Source organism: Streptomyces angustmyceticus (assembly GCF_019933235.1).
Classification (GTDB): domain Bacteria; phylum Actinomycetota; class Actinomycetes; order Streptomycetales; family Streptomycetaceae; genus Streptomyces; species Streptomyces angustmyceticus.
Window position 1 is genome coordinate 4587201 of record NZ_CP082945.1, and the last position, 21717, is coordinate 4608917.

A 21717-nucleotide genomic window follows, 5' to 3' on the forward strand; every position below is an offset into this window, starting at 1 on the left:
GACGTCGCTCTCCGGTCGCCGGGCCGCCCGGGGAACGCGGGTCTGTCCACGCACGGGTTTCCTCCGCCACTGATCGTCGAGGCCGCCGGCCGGCCGGGTCGTGCCCGGTTCGCCGACTCGGCAGTCGGGGAGGTAGACGAGGCAGCCCGTGGCGTGGTTGCGAGGGAACGGGAAGGTGTGTCCGATTTGATGGGAAGGTGGCCGTCTTGCGACTCCCGGTACGCCTTCGTTCCGGCCGTGCGGGGCCTGCGGGGCGGGGGTGCGGAGCCCCGGAGGTCACGGCTTCGCGGTGCCGGGCCGCCGGCGGGGAGAGAAGCGGACCTCGCCGCGCTGGCACTCCGCTTGACCGAGTGCTAACCGCGTCATAGTCTCGGCGTTGGCACTCTCCAGTGGGGAGTGCCAACACAGCGACGGGCAGGTCCGGCACCCGCGACGACGGATCCACCTGGTCGCCACCTCAGACAGTTAACCCCGTGAGATCTCCGAAGGGGGAGGTCGGATCGTGACGACCACCAGCTCCAAGGTTGCCATCAAGCCGCTTGAGGACCGCATCGTGGTCCAGCCGCTCGACGCCGAGCAGACCACGGCCTCGGGCCTGGTCATTCCGGACACCGCCAAGGAGAAGCCCCAGGAGGGCGTTGTCCTGGCCGTGGGCCCGGGCCGTGTCGAGGACGGCAAGCGCGTCGAGCTCGACGTGAAGGTCGGCGACGTCGTGCTCTACAGCAAGTACGGCGGCACCGAGGTGAAGTACAACAACGAGGACTACCTCGTTCTCTCGGCCCGCGACGTGCTCGCGATCGTCGAGAAGTAAGTCACCCGGTTTTGCCGTGATCTGCGCCCCTGGTTCCCGCGTCTAAACAACCCGGGGCAGGGGCGCAGTTCGTTTGAGCGACAGCGGTCCCCACGTCGTGGCCGAGGATCGCATTGAGAGGACTTGAAGCAACCCATGGCGAAGATCCTGAAGTTCGACGAGGACGCCCGTCGCGCCCTTGAGCGCGGCGTCAACAAGCTTGCCGACACGGTCAAGGTGACGATCGGCCCCAAGGGCCGCAACGTCGTCATCGACAAGAAGTTCGGCGCGCCGACCATCACCAACGACGGTGTCACCATCGCCCGTGAGGTCGAGGTCGACGACCCGTACGAGAACCTCGGCGCCCAGCTCGTCAAGGAGGTGGCGACCAAGACCAACGACATCGCGGGTGACGGCACCACCACCGCCACCGTGCTGGCCCAGGCCCTGGTCCGTGAGGGTCTGCGCAACGTCGCCGCCGGCGCCTCCCCGGCCGCCCTGAAGAAGGGCATCGACGCCGCGGTCAAGGCCGTGTCCGACGAGCTGCTGGCGACCGCCCGCCCGATCGACGACAAGACCGACATCGCCGCCGTGGCCGGCCTGTCCGCGCAGGACAAGCAGGTCGGCGAGCTCATCGCCGAGGCGATGGACAAGGTCGGCAAGGACGGTGTCATCACCGTCGAGGAGTCCAACACCTTCGGTCTGGAGCTGGACTTCACCGAGGGCATGGCCTTCGACAAGGGCTACCTCTCGCCGTACATGGTCACCGACCAGGAGCGGATGGAGGCCGTCCTCGAGGACCCGTACATCCTGATCCACCAGGGCAAGATCTCCTCGATCCAGGACCTGCTGCCGCTGCTGGAGAAGGTCATCCAGGCCGGTGCCTCCAAGCCGCTGCTGATCATCGCCGAGGACGTCGAGGGCGAGGCCCTGTCGACCCTGGTCGTCAACAAGATCCGTGGCACCTTCAACGCCGTGGCCGTCAAGGCCCCCGGCTTCGGTGACCGCCGCAAGGCCATGCTCGGCGACATCGCCACCCTCACCGGTGCGACCGTCATCGCCGAGGAGGTCGGCCTCAAGCTCGACCAGGCCGGTCTGGACGTGCTCGGCACCGCCCGCCGGGTGACCGTCACCAAGGACGACACCACCATCGTCGACGGTGGCGGCAAGGCCGAGGACGTCGCCGGCCGCGTCGCGCAGATCAAGGCCGAGATCGAGACCACCGACTCGGACTGGGACCGCGAGAAGCTCCAGGAGCGCCTCGCCAAGCTCGCCGGTGGCGTCTGCGTCATCCGCGTGGGTGCGGCCACCGAGGTCGAGCTCAAGGAGAAGAAGCACCGTCTGGAGGACGCCATCTCCGCGACCCGCGCCGCGGTCGAGGAGGGCATCGTCTCCGGTGGTGGCTCCGCTCTGGTCCACGCCGCCAAGGTGCTGGAGGGCTCCCTCGGCAAGGAGGGCGACGAGGCCACCGGTGTCGCCGTCGTCCGCCGCGCCGCCGTCGAGCCGCTGCGCTGGATCGCGGAGAACGCCGGCCTCGAGGGCTACGTCATCACCGCGAAGGTCGCCGAGCAGGACAAGGGCAACGGCTTCAACGCCGCCACCGGCGAGTACGGCGACCTGGTCAAGGCCGGCGTCATCGACCCGGTGAAGGTCACCCGCTCCGCCCTGGAGAACGCCGCGTCGATCGCCTCGCTGCTGCTCACGACCGAGACCCTGGTCGTCGAGAAGCCCGCGGAGGACGAGCCGGCCGAGGCCGGTCACGGCCACGGGCACGCGCACTGACGCACCCTGACGGGCAGGTGACTGCCTGACGGACCGAGACCCGGTCCCCGCCGCGCGCGGGGGCCGGGTCTCGTGCGTGTGCGGCGGGCGGCCCGCGGCGGCGCCCCGGGCGTTCACGCCGAGTGGCGCAGGTGCTCCGGCCGTACGGCGCCGGTGAACGGGAGACCCCGGGCATAGCGTTCGAGTTCGTCGAGGGCGTGGTCGGCCAGACGGTGGAGTTCGGTGCCCAGCGACCCCGCCACATGGGGTGTGAGCAGGACGTTCGGCAGCTCGTACAACGGCGAGCCGGGGGGCGGGAGGTCGGGCTCGGTGACGTCGAGGACGGCGTGCAGGCGGCCGGAGACCAGCTCGGGGAGCAGGGCCGCCTCGTCGACGAGGGAGCCGCGGGCGGTGTTGACCAGCGTCGCGCCGTCGGGCAGCAGGGCCAGTTCGCGGGCGCCGAGCAGATGGCGGGTGGCGGGCAGCTCCGGGGCGTGCACGGTGACGATGTCACTGTCGGCGCAGAGCGCGTCGAGGGGGACCGGCCGCACGCCGAGCCGGGCCGCCTCGGCGTCGGTCACGCAGGGGTCGTACAGCAGGACCCGCAGGTCGAACGGGCGCAGCAGCTCGATGACGCGGCGGCCGATGCGGGAGGCGCCGATGACGCCGACGGTGCGGCGGTAGTTGCCGGCCGCGCCGAGTTCGTGGTGCCAGTCGTGGGGTGCGCGCAGGCCGCGGTAGCGGTGCGCGGCGTGCAGCACGCGCTTGTTGGCGAAGAGGATCGCGGCGAGGGTGTATTCGGCGACCGGGAGCGCGTTGACGGCGGCCGCCGAGGAGACGGCCAGGCCGCGCGCCCAGCAGGCGTCGGTGAGGTGGTGCTTGACCGAGCCGGCGGCGTGCACGACGGCGCGCAGCCGCGGGGCCGAGTCCAGCACCCGCGCGGTGAGCGGCGGGGCGCCCCAGCAGGTCAGGAGCACCTCGGCGTCGGCGAGGGCGGCGGCCACCTCGGGGGCGGGGTCGGCCAGTTCGTGGGCGACGAGGCGGGGGTCGGTACGGGCGAGAGCCGTGAGGCGGTCGCGGTGGCGGGCGTCGAGGAGCCGCCCGGCGACGCCGGGGCCCATCGACAGCAGCACGGCGGGCCGGGCGGGGGACGCGGGCCGCTCCGCCCGCTCCACCGGTCCGGGGACGCGGTCGGGGGTGGCGGGGTGACGTGTGGTCATCGGCGCTCCTGGACGAGTGGCTGCGCGGCGGTGCCCACCGCCCGGGGAAGCCATGCCCGGACGCCGCCCCGCGCATCCCCGGGAGCCCGGAGCGGAACGGCAGACCCCTGCGGCACACCCGCCGCGGCGCCGCCCCCCTCCCGGCGCCGCGGGACGTCACCGCACGTCAGCACCGCACGTCAGCGCGGCCCGTACTTGCGGCCCGTACGGGACGTCATACCGCCCAGCACCCCACGGGGCGCCAGCTTCACGGCGCCCATGAGGGCCTTGTACCGCGGGTCCGGAATGGAGAGGGACTTCCCCCGCGTCAGGTCCTTCATCGCGGCGTCGACCAGCTTGTCCGCGTCCAGCCACATCCAGCCGGGGATGTTGTCCGTGCCCATCCCGGCCCGCTGGTGGAACTCGGTCCGTACGAATCCCGGGCACAGCGCCATCAGCCGCACGCCGCTGCCCGCCAGGTCCCGCGCGGCGCCCTGGGTGAACTGCACGACCCACGCCTTGCTCGCGCCGTAGGTGCCGCGCGGCACGAACGCCGCCACCGACGCCACGTTGACCACCGCGCCCCGCCGGCGGTCCCGCATCCCGCGCACCCCGGCCGTGGTCAGCCGCAGCACCGCCTCGCAGTGCACCTTCAGCATCGTCAGCTCGTCGGCCATCGGGACTTCGAGGTATTCGCCCTTGTTGCCGAACCCGGCGTTGTTCACCAGCAGGTCCACCGGGTGCTTGGGGTCCGAGAGCCGCGCCTCGACCGCGGCGATGCCCTCCTCGGTGGCCAGATCGGCGCTCAGCACCTCGGCCTCGATGCCGTGCCGGTCGTGCAACTCCGTGGCCTGCGCGTGCAGTCGCTTCCCGTCGCGCGCGACCAGCACCACGCTGTGGCCGTCACTCGCGAGCCGCCGGGCGAACGCCGCCCCGATGCCCGCCGTCGCTCCCGTGATCAATGCAGTCGTCATACGGGCACGCTATCCGCCCGGGGCACGACGCCCGCGCCCCTCCCCCCGGCGGCGCGGCCGCCCGCGGACGCCGCCCGTCCGGCCCTCGGGAAACCGGGACGCGGGGCCCGCGGCCCCCCGCCCGCGGGGCCCGTAGCCGCCCGGCCGCCGCGGGCCCGCCCCGCCGGCATCCCGGTCCGGCCCACGCGGCCCCGGCCGGCTCAACCGTCCTGCCGCGCCGCGTACTTCAGCGCCTTGCGCCGGGCCTCCCCGTGGAGCGCCTCGCCCGCCGCCAGCAGCCGGGGCAGCAGCTCCCGCGAGGTGGTCAGGGCCCGGAACGCCAGCCCGACGGTCACCTCGTGATCAGGGCGGCGCACCACCTCGACGGCGTCCCCCGCGCGGATCTCGCCCGCCTCGATCACCCGGAGATACGCGCCGGGCACCGCGGCCCGGGTGAACCGTTTGATCCAGCCGTGCTCGCCGATCCACCCGTGGAACGTGCGGCAGGGGGTGCGCGGTCCCGTGACCTCCAGCAGCAGCCGCGGGCCGACCCGCCATCGCTCGCCGATCAGGGCGCCGGTGACGTCGACGCCCAGGGTGGTGAGGTTCTCCCCGAAGCACCCGTTGGGCAGTTCACGGTCCAGCTCCCGCTGCCACGCGTCCAGGTCCTCGCGCGCGTAGGCGTAGACGGCCTGGTCGTCGCCGCCGTGGTGGCGCAGGTCGACCACGGCGTCACCGGCCAGCCCGCTGCCCGCGGTGCCGTGCGGCCCCGGGGCGGTCACCGCCACCGGGCCGTCCACGGGCCGCTTGTCGATGCCCGTGCCGCCCCCGGCATCGGTGTGCTCGGACGGGCTGGGCCGCCCCAGGTTCACGGTCAGCAGCTTCATGCGGTGCTCCGTCGTTCGATCGGCAAGGTCCAGGGAAAGGCCCGTCGGGCGTCCCGCCTCACGCATGCCCGCGATCCACCTCCCCGCAGGTCAAGCCACCCAAAAGCATGGACTCGTTTTTTCCCGTTCAACCCAAGACCCGCTTATGCTTGAGTCATGATCGAGGCCCGTCATCTCCGTGTGCTGCGCGCCGTCGCCAGGACCGGCTCGTTCTCCGCCGCCGCACGCGAGCTGGGCTGCACCCAGCCGGCCGTCAGCCAGCAGATGAAGGCCCTGGAGCAGTCCGCCGGCACCCCGCTGCTGGTCCGCGCGGGCCGCGAGATGCGGCTGACCCAGGCGGGCGAGGCCCTCGTCCGGCACGCCGTCGGCATCCTGGCCGGGCTCACCGCCGCCGAGGAGGAGATCGCGGCCATCGCCGGCCTGCGCGCGGGCCGGGTGCGGCTGGTCTCCTTCCCCTCCGGTAGCTCCACGCTGGTGCCGACCGCCCTGGCGACGATGCGCGCCGCCCATCCCGGCACCCGGGTCTCGCTGGTCGAGGCCGAGCCGCCGCGCTCCATCGAGATGCTGCGCAACGGCGACTGCGAGATCGCCCTGGCGTTCCGCTATCCGGAGGTGCGCGGCGCGGACCCGGCGGCCGGAGCGGAGTGGGACGACCTGGTGGTCCGCCCGATCCTGGCGGACCGGCTGGTGGGCCTGGTCCCGGACGGCCACCGGCTGGCCAAGGCGGGCACCGCGCAGTTCGCCGAGCTGGCCGACGAGGCCTGGATCGCGGGCTGTCCCCGCTGCCGCAGGCACCTCGTGGAGGTCTGCGAGAGCGCGGGCTTCACCCCGCGCATCGACTTCGCGACCGACGACTACCCGGCGGTGATCGGCCTGGTCGGCGCGGGCCTGGGGGTCGCCGCGCTGCCCGAGCTCACCCTGGAATCGGTACGCCCCAAGGGGGCCACGGCGATACGCATGGAGCCCGCCGTGCACCGCGAGATCGTCGCGCTCACGCTGCCGGACCTGGCACAGGTCCCCGCCGTCGAGGCGACCCTCGACCGGCTGGCGGACGCCGCCGGTCGCTGAGCCGGGGCGCGTGCGGGCACGCCGCGCGCGGGGACGCGAGGGGGCGTCCCGTCCGCCCCGGGTGCCGGGCCGCACCGAGCCCGCACCCGTCCGAGCCCGCCCCGCACCGAGCCGCTGCCGCCCGCCCGCGGCGGCAATCTCCCCGCCCACCCTGCCGGCCGACACCGTGCGGCCATGCAGGAACGTTTCTTCAGGGGCGGCGCGCTCCCGAAGGTTCAGGCGCCGGAGACGCCCGCGGAACCGGTCATGGAGGAGGCGGGGATCAGCCGGTGGCGGGCCCGGCCCATCAGTTCCTCGCGTTCGTCCTCCGTCAGGCCGCCCCACACCCCGTAGGGCTCACGGACGGCCAGCGCATGCGCCGCGCACTCGGCCCGTACCGGGCAGCGCATGCACACCTCCTTCGCCGATGTCTCACGCGCGCTGCGGGCCGCTCCGCGCTCACCCTCGGGATGGAAGAAGAGAGAGCTGTCCACGCCGCGGCAGGCGGCGAGCAGCTGCCAGTCCCAGAGATCCGCGTTCGGGCCCGGAAGGCGGGAGAAATCTGCCATTGCTTGTCCCCTCGAAGCGGTGCTGATGCGGGCTCGGTGCTCACGACGGTACATCTACTGTCGAAGTAGATGTAAATATGACTCATTGCGAATCTAGTCATAGTCACCATGAAAATGGAAGAAAGAGAGCCAAATAGGGCATAGGGTGCACGCGCGGATGCCGGTCGCCCGATGAGTCGTCTGCGTATCCGGCTCCTCACGGAGCGTGCTGAACTCGGTCGCCGAAGCCGTAACTCTTTCGAGTGACCGTCGTTGAGAGTGCGGAGGCGGTTGGCAGAGGTAGTCGTCGGGCAGATGTCCGAGGCCGCCAATCGCACAGGTGACGATACGTACCAGCCTGGAGGCTCAAGGTGACGCGCATCAGCTGCGGAGGGCGGTCATGACATCCGTCCTCGTCTGCGACGACTCCCCGCTTGCCCGAGAGGCGCTCCGTCGGGCGGTTGCGACCGTGCCCGGCGTCGAGCGTGTGACGACCGCGGCCAACGGCGAGGAAGTCCTCCGCCGCTGGGGTGCCGATCGCTCGGATCTGATTCTGATGGACGTACGGATGCCCGGTCTCGGCGGTGTCGAGACCGTGCGCCGGCTGCTGTCCGCCGACCCCGGCGCCCGGATCATCATGCTCACGGTGGCCGAGGACCTCGACGGTGTCGCGCTCGCGGTCGCCGCCGGCGCCCGGGGCTATCTGCACAAGGACGCCTCGCGCGCCGAGCTGCGGGCGACGGTGACCCAGGCGCTCGCCGACCCGACGTGGCGGCTCGCCCCGCGCCGGCTGCGGTCCGCCGAGATGGGCGCCGCGCCGACGCTGACCGCGCGCGAGATCCAGGTGCTGGAGGGCATGAGTCACGGCCGCTCCAACGCCGAGATCGGGCGTGAGCTGTTCCTCTCGGAGGACACGGTCAAGACCCACGCGCGGCGTCTGTTCAAGAAACTCGGCGCCTCCGACCGGGCGCATGCGGTGGCCCTGGGCTTCCGCTGGGGACTGGTCCGCTAAGGCGTTGTGACGTGCGTCGATGCGGGGGAGCGAAGATCCCCGCCCGCCCTGCGGCGGGCGGGGCTGTGAGGTGCTCCGCAGGCCGTCGCGTCCGCCGGCGGTCCGATTCGCCGCGCGGTGCCGCATCCTTGAGGTATGAGGTTCCTCGGGGACGGGTCGGTCGGGCACGAGGGGAGGGCGCAGGAGATGACAGCCGGCGCACCTGCCGCGCATAACGCTTCAGTGCACAAGTACGGACCTGATGCCGCGGATCGTGCGGCGCCAAGGCACCATGGTCCGATGCGTGATGACGGGAAGCAGGAAATCGGCGCTCTCGTCGCGCGAGCCGTCGAGGGTGACCAGCGGGCCACCCACGATCTCCTGGCGCATGTGCATCCCCTCGCGCTGCGTTACTGCCGCACCCGGCTGTCGAGGCTGCCGGGTGACGCCCGGCACTTCGTCGAGGACCTGGCGCAAGAGGTGTGTGTCGCGGTGCTCTGCGCGCTGCCGCGCTACCGCGACACCGGCAAGCCCTTCGAGGCGTTCGTCTTCGCCATCGCCGGTCACAAGGTCGCCGACCTGCAGCGCGCGGCGATGCGGCATCCGGGCAGCACGGCCGTGCCGTCCGACGAGATGCCCGAGCAGCCGGACGACTCCCTGGGCCCCGAGGAGCGGGCGCTGCTGAGCAGCGACGCCGAGTGGGCCAAGAAGCTGCTGGCGAACCTTCCGGAGAACCAGCGCGAGCTGGTCCTGCTGCGGGTGGCCGTCGGGCTGACCGCCGAGGAGACCGGGCAGATGCTGGGGATGTCGCCCGGCGCGGTGCGGGTCGCCCAGCACCGGGCGCTGAGCAGGCTGCGGGCGCTCGCCGAGCAGTAGCAGATTCCCGCTGTCCACGGCGGGATATCGCCGTAGAAATACACAAGTGACGAGGCCCTCATCGCTCGTGGATTGGGACACTTCCTTAGGCCGTTAGCATGGGAGTCCGCGCTGAGGCAAGAGCATTGGGGAAGGTGTCATGAGTGACAACGTCGACGGTATGCCCGCCAAATTCGCCATGCTCGGGCTGACATACGACGACGTGCTGCTGCTGCCCGGTGCGTCGGAGGTGCTGCCCAACGCGGTGAGCACCGCTTCCCGGGTCTCGCGCAACGTCGCGGTGAACATCCCGCTGCTCTCCGCGGCGATGGACAAGGTCACCGAGGCCCGGATGGCCATCGCCATGGCCCGGCAGGGCGGCGCGGGCGTGCTGCACCGCAACCTGTCCATCGAGGACCAGGCCAACCAGGTCGACCTGGTCAAGCGCTCCGAGTCCGGCATGGTCACCGACCCGATCACGGTGCGTCCCGACGCCTCGCTCGCCGACGCCGACGCGCTGTGCGCCAAGTTCCGCATCAGCGGGGTGCCGGTCACCGACGCCGCGGGCAAGCTGCTGGGCATCGTCACCAACCGCGACATGGCCTTCGAGATGGACCGCAGCCGCCAGGTCCGCGAGGTCATGACGCCGATGCCGCTGGTCACCGGCAAGGTCGGCATCTCCGGCGAGGACGCCATCGAGCTGCTGCGCCGCCACAAGATCGAGAAGCTGCCGCTGGTCGACGAGGCCGGCGTGCTCAAGGGCCTGATCACGGTCAAGGACTTCGTCAAGGCCGAGAAGTACCCGAACGCCGCCAAGGACGCCGAGGGCCGGCTGGTCGTCGGTGCCGCGGTGGGTGTCGGCGACGCCGCGTACGACCGGGCGCAGGCGCTGGTCGAGGCCGGTGCCGACTTCCTCGTCATCGACAGCGCGCACGGCCACAGCCGCGGCATCCTCGACATGATCGCCAAGGTCAAGTCCAACATCAACGTCGATGTCGTCGGCGGCAACGTCGCCACCCGCGACGGCGCCCAGGCGCTGATCGACGCGGGCGCGGACGGCATCAAGGTCGGCGTCGGCCCCGGCTCCATCTGCACCACCCGCGTCGTCGCCGGCGTCGGCGTGCCGCAGGTCACCGCGATCTACGAGGCGGCGCAGGCCGCGAACGCCGCGGGCGTCCCGCTGATCGGCGACGGCGGCCTGCAGTTCTCCGGCGACATCGCCAAGGCCATCGCGGCCGGCGCGGACACCGTGATGCTGGGCTCGCTGCTGGCCGGCTGCGAGGAGTCGCCCGGCGAGATGGTCTTCATCAACGGCAAGCAGTTCAAGTCGTACCGCGGCATGGGCTCGCTGGGCGCGATGCAGTCCCGGGGCCAGGCCCGGTCCTTCTCCAAGGACCGCTACTTCCAGGACAACGTGCTGTCCGAGGACAAGCTCGTGCCCGAGGGCATCGAGGGCCAGGTGCCCTACCGCGGGCCGCTCGCCTCGGTCGCCCACCAGCTCGTCGGCGGCCTGCGCGCCTCCATGGGGTACGTCGGCTCCGCCGACATCGCCGAGCTCAAGGAGAAGGGCAGCTTCGTCCGCATCACCTCCGCGGGCCTCAAGGAGAGCCACCCGCACGACATCCAGATGACGACCGAGGCGCCCAACTACTCGGGTCGCTGAGGTCCCCCGGACCAGGGGATCGGATGACCATCAAGGCGCGTCACTGCACACGGCGCTAGCACGGCCCTGCCGTGAAGCCCGCGGCCGCACCCCGGCCGCGGGCTTCGGTGTGTCGGGGATACTGGAAGCGCAGACGTAGAGGGAAAGGCCACACACGTGACTGAGATCGAGATCGGGCGCGGCAAGCGCGGCCGCCGGGCATACGCATTCGACGACATCGCCGTCGTACCCAGTCGCCGCACCCGCGACCCGAAGGAGGTCTCGATCGCCTGGCAGATCGACGCCTACCGCTTCGAGCTGCCGTTCCTGGCCGCTCCCATGGACTCGGTGGTCTCCCCGCAGACCGCCATCCGCATCGGTGAGCTGGGCGGCCTGGGCGTCCTCAACCTGGAAGGTCTCTGGACCCGTTACGAGGACCCGGAGCCGCTGCTCGCCGAGATCGCGGAGCTGGACGGCCCCACCGCCACCAAGCGGCTCCAGGAGATCTACGCCGCGCCGATCAAGGAAGAGCTGATCGGGCAGCGGATCAAGGAGGTGCGGGACGCGGGCGTGGTCACCGCCGCCGCGCTCTCGCCGCAGCGCACCGCCCAGTTCTCCAAGGCCGTCGTCGACGCCGGCGTCGACATCTTCGTGATCCGCGGCACCACCGTCTCCGCCGAGCACGTCTCCTCCGCGGCCGAGCCGCTGAACCTCAAGCAGTTCATCTACGAGCTGGACGTCCCGGTCATCGTCGGCGGCTGCGCCACGTACACCGCCGCGCTGCACCTGATGCGGACCGGCGCGGCCGGTGTGCTGGTCGGCTTCGGCGGCGGCGCCGCGCACACCACGCGCAACGTCCTGGGCATCCAGGTCCCGATGGCGACCGCGGTCGCCGACGTCGCCGCCGCGCGCCGCGACTACATGGACGAGTCCGGCGGCCGCTACGTCCACGTCATCGCCGACGGCGGTGTGGGCTGGTCCGGCGACCTCCCCAAGGCGATCGCCTGCGGCGCCGACGCCGTGATGATGGGCTCCCCGCTCGCCCGCGCCACGGACGCCCCCGGGCGCGGCCACCACTGGGGCATGGAGGCCGTCCACGAGGACGTGCCGCGCGGCAAGCGGATGGACCTCGGTGCGGTCGGCACCACCGAGGAGGTGCTGCTGGGGCCGTCCACGGTTCCCGATGGCTCGATGAACTTCTTCGGCGCGTTGCGGCGGGCGATGGCGACGACCGGGTACTCGGAGCTGAAGGAGTTCCAGCGGGTCGAGGTGACGGTGGCGCCACGGCGCTGAGGCTTCCCACGTTGCCGGGTGGCCCGCCGTTTTTCTTTCTGTTGTTCTTTCCCGCCTTCGGCGGGGGCGGGGTGGGTTGTGTGGGGTGGGGCCCCATGTTTGTGGTGGGTGCCGGGTTCGGGGCCTGCGGGGTGGGTTGTCGGACTGCTTCGCTTTACGTCCGACAACCCACCCCGCAGGCCCCGCCCCCTCCCGCCGTTTGTGGGGCCCCACCCCGGTGGGGGTGCAGCAAAACAAAAGACCAGTAGCTGGGCCCGCATCGTGGTGCGGGCCCAGCTACTGGTCTTTTGACAGATCCCCCCACCGGGCGGGGGGCGCCGTCCGGGCGGGGAGGTGGTGGGCCGGAGGGGCCTGTGTGGTGGACGTAAAGCGAAGCAGTCCACCACACAGGCCCCGGAGGCCCGCCACCGGCACCCACCGCACAGTAGAAGCGGCCCCGCCCAACAACCCCACCCCGCCGGAGGCGAACGGCAAACGGACGGCTACAACCGGTGCGCCGCACCGGTCGGCGTCGCCCCGCGAGTGTCCAGCAGCAGCTGCGCTTTGACCGACAGCCCCTGGAGGTCATACGTGCGGTGGGCCTGGAGAAGGACCGTCAGGTCGGCCGCGGCGGCGGCTTCGTAGAGGGAGTCGGCGCGGGGGACCGGGCGGTCCAGGACGTTCCACCGGTGGACGTACGGGTCGTGGTAGGTCAGGTGCGCGCCGAGTTCCATCAGGCGGGCGGCGATCTCGCGGGACGGTGAGCCCGTCTGGTCGGCGATGTCGGGCTTGTAGGTGACGCCCAGGAGCAGGACGCGGGCGCCGCGGGCGGACTTGCCGTGTTCGTTGAGGAGGGTGGCGCAGCGCTGGATGACGTAGCGCGGCATCCGGTCGTTCACCTCCTGGGCGAGTTCGACCATGCGCAGCGGGTGGCCGAGGGAACGGCCGGTGCCGGCGTAGTGGTTGGGGTCGACGGGGGCGGCGTGGCCGCCCACGCCGGGGCCGGGGCGGAAGGACTGGAAGCCGAACGGCTTGGTCTCCGCGCAGCGGATGACGTCCCACAGGTCGACGCCGATGTCGTGGCAGAAGACCGCCATCTCGTTCATCAGGGCGATGTTGATGTGGCGGTAGTTGGTCTCCAGGAGCTTGGCGGTCTCCGCCTCGCGGGGGCCGCGGGCGCGGACGACCTTGTCGGTGAGGCGGCCGTAGAAGGCGGCGGCGGCCTCGGTGCAGGCGGGGGTGAGGCCGCCGATGACCTTGGGCGTGTTGGCGTAGTGGTGGGTGCGGTTGCCGGGGTCGTGGCGGCCGGGGGAGCAGGCGAGGTGGAAGTCGCGGCCGGCGGTGAGGCCGGAGCCCTCCTCCAGGAGGGGGCGCAGGAATTCCTCGGTGGTGCCCGGGTAGGCGGTGGATTCGAGGATCACCGTGGTGTGCGGGCGCAGGTGCGCGGCCAGGGTGCGGGCGGCGTCGGCGAGGGCGGTGAGGTCCGGTGCGCGGTCCTCGCCGAGCGGTGTGGGTGCGCACAGGACCGCGGTGCGGACCCGGCCGAGGGCCGCGGGGTCGGTGGTGGTGCGGAAGCCGGCCGAGAGCAGGCGGCGGAGTTCGGTGGCGGTCAGCGGCCCGTCGGCGCCGGAGAGGGCGGCGGGCGGGTCGGGGTCGTAGCCGATGGTGCCGATGCCGGCGGAGGTGGCGGCCTGGGCGAGGGGGAGGCCGAGGTGACCGAGTCCGATGACGGCGAGGTCTGCGGGCATGCTGCGGCCGTCCTTCCCGAGCGACTGCGAATGACGTGTGCGCATGACGTGAGCGGCTGGCGATCGTGCATAAGTAGACTAAGCGGATATTTGACCCAGAATAGGGATTGATGGATCAAGGCGGCGGGGTGTTGTCGCCATTGAGCGGAGGGTGGATACCGGAACGCGGCGCGGACAGAATCGACGGACGGGGGGTGTGGCCCCGATCACAGCGGGAGGCAGCGGTGAAGACAGCGATACTGGGACCGGCGCAGCGGGCCGAGGCGCTCGCCCGAATGGCGGAGCGGGAGCTGGACATTCTCGTGGTCGGCGCCGGAGTCGTCGGCGCGGGGACGGCGCTGGACGCCGCGACCCGCGGTCTGTCCACCGGACTCGTCGAGGCGCGGGACTGGGCGTCGGGCACGTCCAGCCGGTCGAGCAAGCTCATCCACGGCGGTCTGCGGTATCTGGAGATGCTGGACTTCGCGCTGGTGCGCGAGGCGCTGAAGGAGCGGGGGCTGCTGCTGGAGCGGCTGGCGCCGCATCTGGTCAAGCCGGTGCCGTTCCTGTATCCGCTGCAGCACAAGGGCTGGGAGCGGTGGTACGCGGGCACCGGTGTGGCGCTGTACGACACGATGTCCATCTCGTCGGGGCACGGCCGCGGCCTGCCCCACCACCGGCACCTCTCGCACCGGCGGGCCCTGCAGGTCGCGCCCTGCCTGAAGAAGGACGCGCTGGTCGGCGCGCTGCAGTACTACGACGCGCAGATGGACGACGCGCGCTATGTGGCGACGATGGTGCGGACCGCGGCCGCCTACGACGCGCAGGTCGCCAACCGGGCGCGGGTGGTGGGTTTTCTGCGCGAGGGCGAGCGGGTGGTCGGCGCGCGGGTGCAGGACGTCGAGGGCGGCGGCGAGTACGAGATCCGGGCGCGGCAGGTCGTCAACGCCACCGGGGTGTGGACGGACGACACCCAGCGGCTGATCGGGGAGCGCGGGCAGTTCCACGTCCGCGCCTCGAAGGGCATCCACCTGGTCGTTCCCAAGGACCGGATCCATTCGACGACCGGGCTGATCCTGCGGACCGAGAAGAGCGTGCTGTTCGTCATCCCGTGGGGGCGGCACTGGATCGTGGGCACGACGGACACGGACTGGGACCTGGACAAGGCGCACCCGGCGGCCTCCAGCGCGGACATCGACTATCTGCTGGAGCATGTGAACGCGGTGCTGGCGACCCCGCTGACCAGGGACGACGTGGAGGGGGTGTACGCGGGGCTGCGTCCGCTGCTGGCCGGGGAGTCGGACGCCACCAGCAAGCTGTCGCGGGAGCACACCGTCGCGCACCCGGTACCGGGGCTGGTCGTGGTCGCGGGCGGCAAGTACACGACGTACCGGGTGATGGCGAAGGACGCGGTGGACGAGGCGGTGCACGGCCTCGACCAGAGGGTCGCGGAGAGCGTCACCGAGGACATTCCGCTGGTCGGGGCCGAGGGCTACCGGGCGCTGTGGAACGCGCGGGCCCGGATCGCGGCGCGCACCGGGCTCCATGTGGCGCGCATCGAGCATCTGTTGAACCGGTACGGCTCGCTCGCCGAGGAGCTGCTGGAGCTGGTGGTGGCCGATCCCTCCCTGGGCGAACCGCTGGCGGCCGCGGACGACTACCTGCGGGCCGAGGCGGTCTACGCCTGCACGCACGAGGGCGCCCGTCATCTCGACGACGTCCTGACCCGGCGCACCCGCATCTCCATCGAGACCTTCGACCGGGGCACCCGCAGCGCCCGCGAGGTCGCCGAGCTGATCGCGCCCGCGCTGGGCTGGGAGCGCGACCAGATCGAGAAGGAGATCACGCACTACCAGAAGCGGGTCGAGGCGGAACGCGAATCCCAGCGGCAGCCGGACGATCTGACGGCGGACGCGGCGCGGCTGGGGGCTCCGGACATCGTGCCGCTGTAGGCGCCGGGCCTCAGTGGTGCCGGGCCGCGCAGAACTCCGCGGTGAGCACCGCCGTGCCGTGCGCCGGGTCGGGCAGGGTGTCGGTGTTGACGCGGTAGCTGACGATGTGGCGGCCGTCGGCGGTGCCCGCGGTCCGGACGTAGGAGCCGTTGATCTCGCCGTCGTGGCCCCAGACGGTGACGCCGCAGGGCAGCCTGGTCGCGTACAGGCCGAGGCCGTAGGTGCCGCCGGTGGCCTTCTCGTCGCGTATCTCGGCCATCTGGCGCGGCGCCAGGAACCGGCCGCGGAGCAGCGCGGAGAAGAAGCGGTTGAGGTCGCCGAGGGTGGTGACCATCTCGCCGGCCGCGCCCGCCCGGCTGGGGTCCAGGGACGTGGCGTCCACCCGCCGGTCGCCGGCCCGGGAGTACGCGCGGCCGTGCGGGCGGGGCAGCACCGGGTCGGTGCCGGGGAAGGAGGTGTGGCCGAGCCGGGCGGGGACGAGGATGCGGCGGCGGATCTCGGTGGCGTACGGGTGCCCGGTGACCGCCCGGATGACCAGGCCGAGCACCAGGTAGTTGGTGTTGGAGTAGGAGTAGCGGGTGCCCGGGGCGGCCACCGGCGGGTGGCCGAGGGCGATCCGCAGCAGCTCGGCCGGGGTGTGGCTGTCGTAGCGGTGGGCGCCGAAGCCGGAGCCGAAGAGCTGTTCCGACAGCCGGGGGTCCCGGGTGTAGTTGAACAGGCCGCTGGTGTGGTCCAGCAGCTGGCGGATCGTCACGGTGCGCAGGGTGCTGCGGTCGCCGTCGCCCGCGGCCGGGACGCCGGGCGGGAGGTGGGCGGCGGCGCTGTCGTGCAGGGACAGCCTGCCCTCGGCGACGAGTTGCAGGACGACCGTCGCGACCAGGGTCTTGGTGAGGCTGCCGGCCCGGAAGTGGTCCCGCGGGCCGATCGCGCGGCCGCTGCGCAGATCGGCCACGCCGGCCGTGGCGTAGCGCGCGGCGGGGTATCCGGCGCGGGTGGTGAGGGCGGCCGCGCCGGGCACGCCGTCGTCGACCAGGCGCTGCAGGGCGGGCCGGGTCGCCGCGGGCGGCCGTTCGGGTGCCCGGTGCGCGACGGGGGCCGGTCCTGACGGGCCGGCGCAGCCCGTCAGGAGGAGTGCGGCCAGCGCGGCCGGGGCACCCGAACGGACCAGGGCGCGGCGCCGGCCGGTGACCGGGGGCGCGGGCGGGGGCGCGGGGGTCGTGGCCGGGCGTGGCGAGCGCTTGCGCATCGTGACTCCCGTTCGTCGGGGCCATCATGACGGGTGTGCGGTGGCGTTCGGCACAGACCCGGGCCTTCCGCATGGCCGTGGATGAGGGAGAATGAAGGCTCTGCCAGGGTGGGTTGTCCGAGTTGGGCCAGTTTGGTGATCGATGGGACGTCGAAGCTGCCAACTCGGCTGGATTGCAGAGGGGATTCAGTGGGCGACGAGGTCGAGATGGACGGCAAAGGGGGCAGGCTGCTCGCCGGGCGGTACCGGCTCGCCGATGTTCTCGGCCGGGGCGGCATGGGCACCGTGTGGCGGGCACGCGACGAGGTCCTGGGCCGCACGGTCGCGGTCAAGGAGCTGCGCTTCCCGGGCGGGGTCGAGGAGGACGAGAAGCGCCGCCTGATCACCCGCACGCTGCGCGAGGCCAAGGCGATCGCCCGGATCCGCAACAACGGCGCGGTGACGGTCTATGACGTGGTCGACGAGGACGACCGCCCGTGGATCGTGATGGAGCTGGTCGAGGGCCGCTCGCTGGCCGAGGTCGTCCGCGACGACGGCCCGCTCACCCCGCGCCGCGCCGCCGAGGTCGGCCTGGTGGTGCTCGACGTGCTGCGCGCCGCGCACGCCGAGGGCATCCTGCACCGCGATGTGAAGCCGTCCAACGTCCTGATCTCCGACGACGGCCGGGTCGTGCTGACCGACTTCGGCATCGCCCAGGTCGAGGGCGACCCCTCCGTGACCTCGACCGGCATGCTCGTCGGCGCCCCCTCCTACATCTCCCCCGAGCGCGCCCGCGGCCACAAGCCGGGCCCGCCCGCCGACATGTGGTCGCTGGGCGGTCTGCTCTACGCCTGCGTCGAGGGCGTTCCGCCGTACGACAAGGGCTCCGCGATCGCCACGCTGACCGCGGTGATGACCGAGCCCGTCGAGCCGCCGAAGAGCGCCGGCGAGCTGGAAGAGGTCATCTACGGCCTGCTGGTGAAGGACCCGGCGGCCCGGCTCGACGACGCCGGTGCGCGGGCGCTGCTGGAGGACGTGCTCCAGGCCCCCGAGGCGAAGACGCCGGAGCCCCCGATGGACGCGACCCGGGCGATGGCGCTGCCGACGGTGCCCCGGGAGCGGGCGGAGCCGAAGCCCAAGGCCAAGCCGAAGCAGAAGCCCGCCGCGAAGGCGCGGCCGGCGAAGACCGCCGCCGCGCCGGTGGCGAAGCCGGCGGCCGGGAAGACGGGCACGTCCGAGGCCGGCGCGGCGGGCGCCGCCGCGTCCGCAAAGGCCGGCACGGGCAAGGCCGGCACGGCCACGGCCGGTGCCGCCTCCGCCGCCGCGGCGAAGACGCCGGCGCGGACCGAGCGCCCGCAGCAGAAGGCGGCCGCCGCCACGGCCGAGGAGACGACCGGCCCCGGCCGGACGGAGACGGACCGTACGGACACCGCCGCCGCGGACCGCCCCGCGGGCGCCCGCCCCGGGTTCGACGCCGAGGCCGCCAAGGAGCGGCTGCGCGGCGCCCTGCAGACCGTCCGCGGCGCCGCCGCCGCGATGGCGGCCCGCGCGGACTCCGGCTCCGGTGACGGCAGCCGCCCGGCGACGCGCGCGTCGGTGACCGACGTCGTCCCGCGCCGGACGCTGATCGTGGTGGCCGTGGTCGTCGTCCTGGCCGTGCTGGGCACGATCCTGGCCGTCTCCCTGGGCGGTGACGACGCGACGGGCAAGAGCGGCAAGTCGTCCGGCAAGCAGGACAAGGCGACGTCCGCGAGCCGGGCGAAGCCCTCGGCGGACGCGGCCGACGCGAGCGGGGACGAGGCCAAGGGCCAGGACGCGTCGAGCCCGCAGCCGCCGCCGAACCTCACCCCCGCCGAGGACACGGGCGGCAAGGACGGCGACGGCGGCAAGGGCGGCAAGGACCTGCCGGGCGGCTTCACCCAGGTCACCAACGGCAGGTTCCACTTCCGTATGGCGATGCCCGAGGGCTTCCACCAGACGGGCACGGCGGGGGAGGGCTCCGGCGCCATATACAGCGCGTCGGGCGGCTTCCCGCGCATCCAGATCGACTACAACGCCAAGCCCGGCGACGACGCGGCGGCCTCGTGGCGCAGCCTGGAGCCGGCCGTGCGCTCCTCCAGCGAGGACTACCACTTCATCGGCATCAAGCCGGTGAAGTGGCGGGACTACCCGACCGTCGCCGACTGGTCGTTCACCCGCCGGCAGAGCGGCGAGAAGGTACGGGTCCTCGACCGCGGCTTCCGCGCCGACGACGACCACGGCTACGCCATCATGATCACCTGCAAGGCGGACGCCTGGTCGGACAAGCCCTGCCAGCAGATGATCAAGACCGCGTTCAAGACCTTCGCGCTGAAGGACTGAGCGGGGCGGCGGACGCGGGGCCCGGGTGCGGGGCCAGGGTGCGGGCCGTGCGGAGGGCACCGGTCGCGCGTCGTTGCGCCGAGCGGGCCGCAAGCGGCGATGCGGGCACGTATCGTAAGACCGCGAAGACCGTACGCATCCGCATTCGGCGGAAAGACGACCGGAAGTGACCGTTGGCGCCGACGCCGGCGGGCGGCTCCGGCGCGACGGTAGACACAGCGCGCGCTGCGGGGAGGCGTCGTGGACGAGTACGCGGGAAGGGTGCTCGCCGAGCGATACCGCCTGCCGTTGCGGCCCCTCGGCGACGACGACTTCACCGAGACCCGGGCGTTCGACACCTTCAGCGGCCAGGAGGTGCTGGTCCGTCAGGTGCCGCTGCCGGAGGTCGTCGAGGCGGAGGTCGTGGGCGCACCGGCGGCGGGTCCCGGCGAACGGGGCACGGGCGGCGGCCGCTTCGGCGCCGCGCGGGTGACGGCCGGGTTGCCGGCGGGGAAGGCTGACCGCAGTCCCGCCGACCCCACCGTGCGCCGCGCGCTGGACGCCGCGACGACGGCCGCGCAGCTGGCCGACCACCCGCGGCTGGAGCAGGTCTTCGACGCCTTCGCCCAGGACGGCAGCCTCTGGATCGTCGCGGAGCTGCTCACCGCCCGCCCGCTGTCCGCGCTGCTGGCCGAGCGGCCGCTGTCCCCGCACCGGGCCGCGGAGATCGCCGCGGACCTGCTGACCGCGCTGCGGGTGCTGCACGCCAACGGCTGGCTGCACCGCAACATCACCGCCCGTACCGTCCTGGTCTGCGACGACGGCCGGGCCATCCTGACCGGCCTGGCCGCGGGCGCGGCCCAGGAGGCGCTGTGCGGCTACGACTCGCCCGCCGCGGCCGGGGCGCCACGGGACCGGGCCGCCGCGGACGGACCGGCAGGGGACGGGCCGGAGGCCGACGGGCCCGCCGCCAGGACCTCGCTGACCAAGCCCGTGCCCGGCGACGACGCCCCGTACGGCCGGCCCTCCGCCGGGCTCGCCGCCGAGCGGGCGCGGCAGGCGCGGCTGACCGCCATCGGCCCGGTCACCGAGCGCTGGGCGCCCGAGCAGGCCGGACCGGTGCACGAGAACTGGCAGTTGGCGCCGCCGGTCGGCCCGGCCACCGACCTGTGGGCCGTCGGCGCGCTGCTCTACCGCAGCGTGCAGGGGCAGCCGCCGTTCCCGGAGGACAGCGTCACCGAACTGGCGCAGCTGGTCTGCTCGCAGCCGCCGGCGGTCGCCGAGGAGTGCGGGGCGCTGCGTCCGGTCGTGGAGTCCCTGCTGCGCCAGGACCCCGCCGACCGCCCGGATTTCGAGGAGCTGAGCGGCTGGCTGCGCTCGCTGATCCGTACGGCGCCGGAGCCGGAGGCCGGCAGCCTGCTGGTGACGGTGCCGGCGTCGCAGGGCGCCGATCCGGGGCGGCTGCCGATCGTGCGGCGCCGCGGTGAACTCGTCCGCAAGGGGCGCCACAAGAAGACCCGGGCATCGCGGCGCGCGCGGCCGCAGCCGGCACCGGCCGCCGTCGGGGCGGACCGGGCGCCGGCCGCCGCGGCCGCCCCGCCCGTCCCCGAGGCGCCGGAGCGGTCCGCGCCGCACGCTCCGGCGCCCCGTCCGCCGCGCCCCCCGAAGCAGCCGGGGCCGCTGGGTCAGCCCGCGCCGGTCCGGGCGGAGCGGCCCGCCGAGCCGTTCGCCGGGGCCGCCGGGGACGCGGACCGGGACCCGTACGAACAGCAGACGCTGGGCCAGGTCGGGCTGGCCTCCGGGCCGCGCCAGGGGCACCCGGCGCGCGCCCCGCGCCGCCTCGGCCGGCTGCTGCTCACCGTGGTCCTGCTCCTCCTCGTCGGCGCGGTCGTCTACGCGCTGGCGTTCCTGCCCGGCGCCGGGCGGGACAAGGGGGCCGGCGGGCGCGGCGCGGAGCGTGCGAGCACCTCGGGCGCGGCGCCCGGCACCGGGCCCACACCGTCCGCCGGCCCGGAGAAGGGCGACGGCGGGGCCCCCGGCGCGCCGCCGGCGACCCGGCCGACCGGTGCCGCCGACGGCTACGAGGTCCGCCGCGACCCCGGGGGCTTCCAGATCGCGGTCCGCAAGGACTGGCAGCGGCGCGGGGCGAACGACCGGCGCCAGGTGCGGTACGTCGGCGGGGACTTCGAGCTGGTGGTGGTGCCGGGCCGGGACACCACGGCGCACTCCGGCACCGACCCCATGGCGTACATGCAGGACAAGGAGCCCGAGCTGGCCCCGTACCGCTCCTCCGGGTGGGCGTCGGCCTCCGGTCTGCAGCGGATCGACGTCGGGAAGACGGCGATGGCCGAGGGCACCTTCTCCTGGCGGGACGGCAGCGGCCGCGAGGTGTACGTGCGCAACCTCGCGATGATCCACAACGGCCGCTACCACCTCGTCCTCGTCATCGGCCCGGACAGCGGCCGGCACGAGGTGGACAAGCTCTACGAGCAGGCGACGAGCAGCTACCGGCCGCGCTGAGGCGGCCG

The 21717-nt window shown here is 73.2% G+C and carries 16 protein-coding genes; 10 read left to right on the top strand and 6 right to left on the bottom strand.

The window, feature by feature from the left end:
* Positions 1 to 502: 502 nt before the first annotated feature.
* Together groES and groL are read left to right on the top strand one after the other, a co-directional pair.
* A complete protein-coding gene (gene groES, locus K7396_RS20705) occupies positions 503 to 811 on the top strand; it encodes a co-chaperone GroES (protein ID WP_018090856.1) in 309 nt (102 codons plus the stop codon).
* A gap of 135 nt (positions 812 to 946) precedes the next feature.
* Positions 947 to 2572, top strand: coding sequence for a chaperonin GroEL (groL, locus tag K7396_RS20710; protein ID WP_086721771.1), 1626 nt, complete (start codon positions 947 to 949; stop codon positions 2570 to 2572).
* 113 nt (positions 2573 to 2685) lie between these two features.
* Here groL and K7396_RS20715 read toward each other — a convergent pair whose 3' ends face one another.
* From K7396_RS20715 to K7396_RS20725, 3 genes are all read right to left on the bottom strand, one after another.
* The gene (locus K7396_RS20715; protein WP_152105161.1) at positions 2686 to 3672 is read right to left on the bottom strand and encodes a hydroxyacid dehydrogenase; all 987 of its coding nucleotides are present in this window, start codon (positions 3670 to 3672) and stop codon (positions 2686 to 2688) included.
* Positions 3673 to 3950: 278 nt separating this feature from the next.
* A complete protein-coding gene (locus tag K7396_RS20720; protein WP_152105153.1) occupies positions 3951 to 4724 on the bottom strand; it encodes an SDR family NAD(P)-dependent oxidoreductase in 774 nt (257 codons plus the stop codon).
* 200 nt (positions 4725 to 4924) lie between these two features.
* On the bottom strand, positions 4925 to 5590 hold the full coding sequence (locus K7396_RS20725) for an MOSC domain-containing protein (protein WP_086716393.1): 666 nt from the start codon (positions 5588 to 5590) through the stop codon (positions 4925 to 4927).
* Between the two features lie 156 nt (positions 5591 to 5746).
* Between K7396_RS20725 and K7396_RS20730 the strand changes: the two genes are divergently transcribed.
* Positions 5747 to 6658 carry a LysR family transcriptional regulator gene (locus K7396_RS20730; RefSeq protein WP_086716392.1) on the top strand — a complete coding sequence of 304 codons (912 nt, stop codon included), beginning with the start codon at positions 5747 to 5749 and terminating at the stop codon, positions 6656 to 6658.
* Positions 6659 to 6873: 215 nt separating this feature from the next.
* Here K7396_RS20730 and K7396_RS20735 read toward each other — a convergent pair whose 3' ends face one another.
* The gene (locus K7396_RS20735) at positions 6874 to 7206 is read right to left on the bottom strand and encodes a WhiB family transcriptional regulator (protein ID WP_086716391.1); all 333 of its coding nucleotides are present in this window, start codon (positions 7204 to 7206) and stop codon (positions 6874 to 6876) included.
* A 379-nt stretch (positions 7207 to 7585) separates the two neighbouring features.
* Between K7396_RS20735 and K7396_RS20740 the strand changes: the two genes are divergently transcribed.
* From K7396_RS20740 to K7396_RS20755, 4 genes are all read left to right on the top strand, one after another.
* Positions 7586 to 8197: a response regulator transcription factor gene (locus K7396_RS20740; protein WP_003948568.1), complete on the top strand. Its 612-nt coding sequence runs from the start codon at positions 7586 to 7588 to the stop codon at positions 8195 to 8197.
* Between the two features lie 279 nt (positions 8198 to 8476).
* A complete protein-coding gene (locus tag K7396_RS20745) occupies positions 8477 to 9052 on the top strand; it encodes a sigma-70 family RNA polymerase sigma factor (RefSeq protein ID WP_043264857.1) in 576 nt (191 codons plus the stop codon).
* 139 nt (positions 9053 to 9191) lie between these two features.
* Positions 9192 to 10694, top strand: coding sequence for an IMP dehydrogenase (gene guaB, locus K7396_RS20750; protein ID WP_086716389.1), 1503 nt, complete (start codon positions 9192 to 9194; stop codon positions 10692 to 10694).
* 156 nt (positions 10695 to 10850) lie between these two features.
* On the top strand, positions 10851 to 11966 hold the full coding sequence (locus tag K7396_RS20755; protein WP_088798368.1) for a GuaB3 family IMP dehydrogenase-related protein: 1116 nt from the start codon (positions 10851 to 10853) through the stop codon (positions 11964 to 11966).
* Positions 11967 to 12448: 482 nt separating this feature from the next.
* Here K7396_RS20755 and K7396_RS20760 read toward each other — a convergent pair whose 3' ends face one another.
* A complete protein-coding gene (locus tag K7396_RS20760) occupies positions 12449 to 13693 on the bottom strand; it encodes a nucleotide sugar dehydrogenase (protein WP_152105152.1) in 1245 nt (414 codons plus the stop codon).
* Positions 13694 to 13917: 224 nt separating this feature from the next.
* On the opposite strand from K7396_RS20760, the gene K7396_RS20765 reads away from it, so the two are divergent.
* Entirely contained in the window at positions 13918 to 15624 is a 1707-nt protein-coding gene (locus tag K7396_RS20765; RefSeq protein WP_152105151.1) for a glycerol-3-phosphate dehydrogenase/oxidase, read from the top strand.
* 10 nt (positions 15625 to 15634) lie between these two features.
* On the opposite strand, the gene K7396_RS20770 is transcribed toward K7396_RS20765, so the two are convergent.
* Positions 15635 to 16870, bottom strand: coding sequence for a serine hydrolase domain-containing protein (locus tag K7396_RS20770; protein ID WP_152105150.1), 1236 nt, complete (start codon positions 16868 to 16870; stop codon positions 15635 to 15637).
* Between the two features lie 207 nt (positions 16871 to 17077).
* On the opposite strand from K7396_RS20770, the gene K7396_RS20775 reads away from it, so the two are divergent.
* Positions 17078 to 19210, top strand: a complete 2133-nt coding sequence (locus tag K7396_RS20775; RefSeq protein WP_373866975.1) for a serine/threonine-protein kinase — start codon at positions 17078 to 17080, stop codon at positions 19208 to 19210.
* A gap of 240 nt (positions 19211 to 19450) precedes the next feature.
* Positions 19451 to 21709 carry a protein kinase gene (locus K7396_RS20780; protein ID WP_086720283.1) on the top strand — a complete coding sequence of 753 codons (2259 nt, stop codon included), beginning with the start codon at positions 19451 to 19453 and terminating at the stop codon, positions 21707 to 21709.
* Positions 21710 to 21717: the final 8 nt, after the last annotated feature.

Excerpts from the sequence above, each read along its gene's own strand:
- K7396_RS20745 (WP_043264857.1), top strand. The coding sequence starts at position 8,477 with ATGCGTGATGACGGGAAGCAGGAAATCGGCGCTCTCGTCGCGCGAGCC.
- K7396_RS20740 (WP_003948568.1), top strand. The coding sequence starts at position 7,586 with ATGACATCCGTCCTCGTCTGCGACGACTCCCCGCTTGCCCGAGAGGCG.
- guaB (WP_086716389.1), top strand. The coding sequence starts at position 9,192 with ATGAGTGACAACGTCGACGGTATGCCCGCCAAATTCGCCATGCTCGGG.
- K7396_RS20720 (WP_152105153.1), bottom strand. The coding sequence starts at position 4,724 with ATGACGACTGCATTGATCACGGGAGCGACGGCGGGCATCGGGGCGGCG.
- K7396_RS20760 (WP_152105152.1), bottom strand. The coding sequence starts at position 13,693 with ATGCCCGCAGACCTCGCCGTCATCGGACTCGGTCACCTCGGCCTCCCC.
- K7396_RS20715 (WP_152105161.1), bottom strand. The coding sequence starts at position 3,672 with ATGGGCCCCGGCGTCGCCGGGCGGCTCCTCGACGCCCGCCACCGCGAC.
- K7396_RS20735 (WP_086716391.1), bottom strand. The coding sequence starts at position 7,206 with ATGGCAGATTTCTCCCGCCTTCCGGGCCCGAACGCGGATCTCTGGGAC.
- K7396_RS20730 (WP_086716392.1), top strand. The coding sequence starts at position 5,747 with ATGATCGAGGCCCGTCATCTCCGTGTGCTGCGCGCCGTCGCCAGGACC.
- K7396_RS20770 (WP_152105150.1), bottom strand. The coding sequence starts at position 16,870 with ATGCGCAAGCGCTCGCCACGCCCGGCCACGACCCCCGCGCCCCCGCCC.
- K7396_RS20775 (WP_373866975.1), top strand. The coding sequence starts at position 17,078 with ATGGACGGCAAAGGGGGCAGGCTGCTCGCCGGGCGGTACCGGCTCGCC.
- groL (WP_086721771.1), top strand. The coding sequence starts at position 947 with ATGGCGAAGATCCTGAAGTTCGACGAGGACGCCCGTCGCGCCCTTGAG.
- K7396_RS20725 (WP_086716393.1), bottom strand. The coding sequence starts at position 5,590 with ATGAAGCTGCTGACCGTGAACCTGGGGCGGCCCAGCCCGTCCGAGCAC.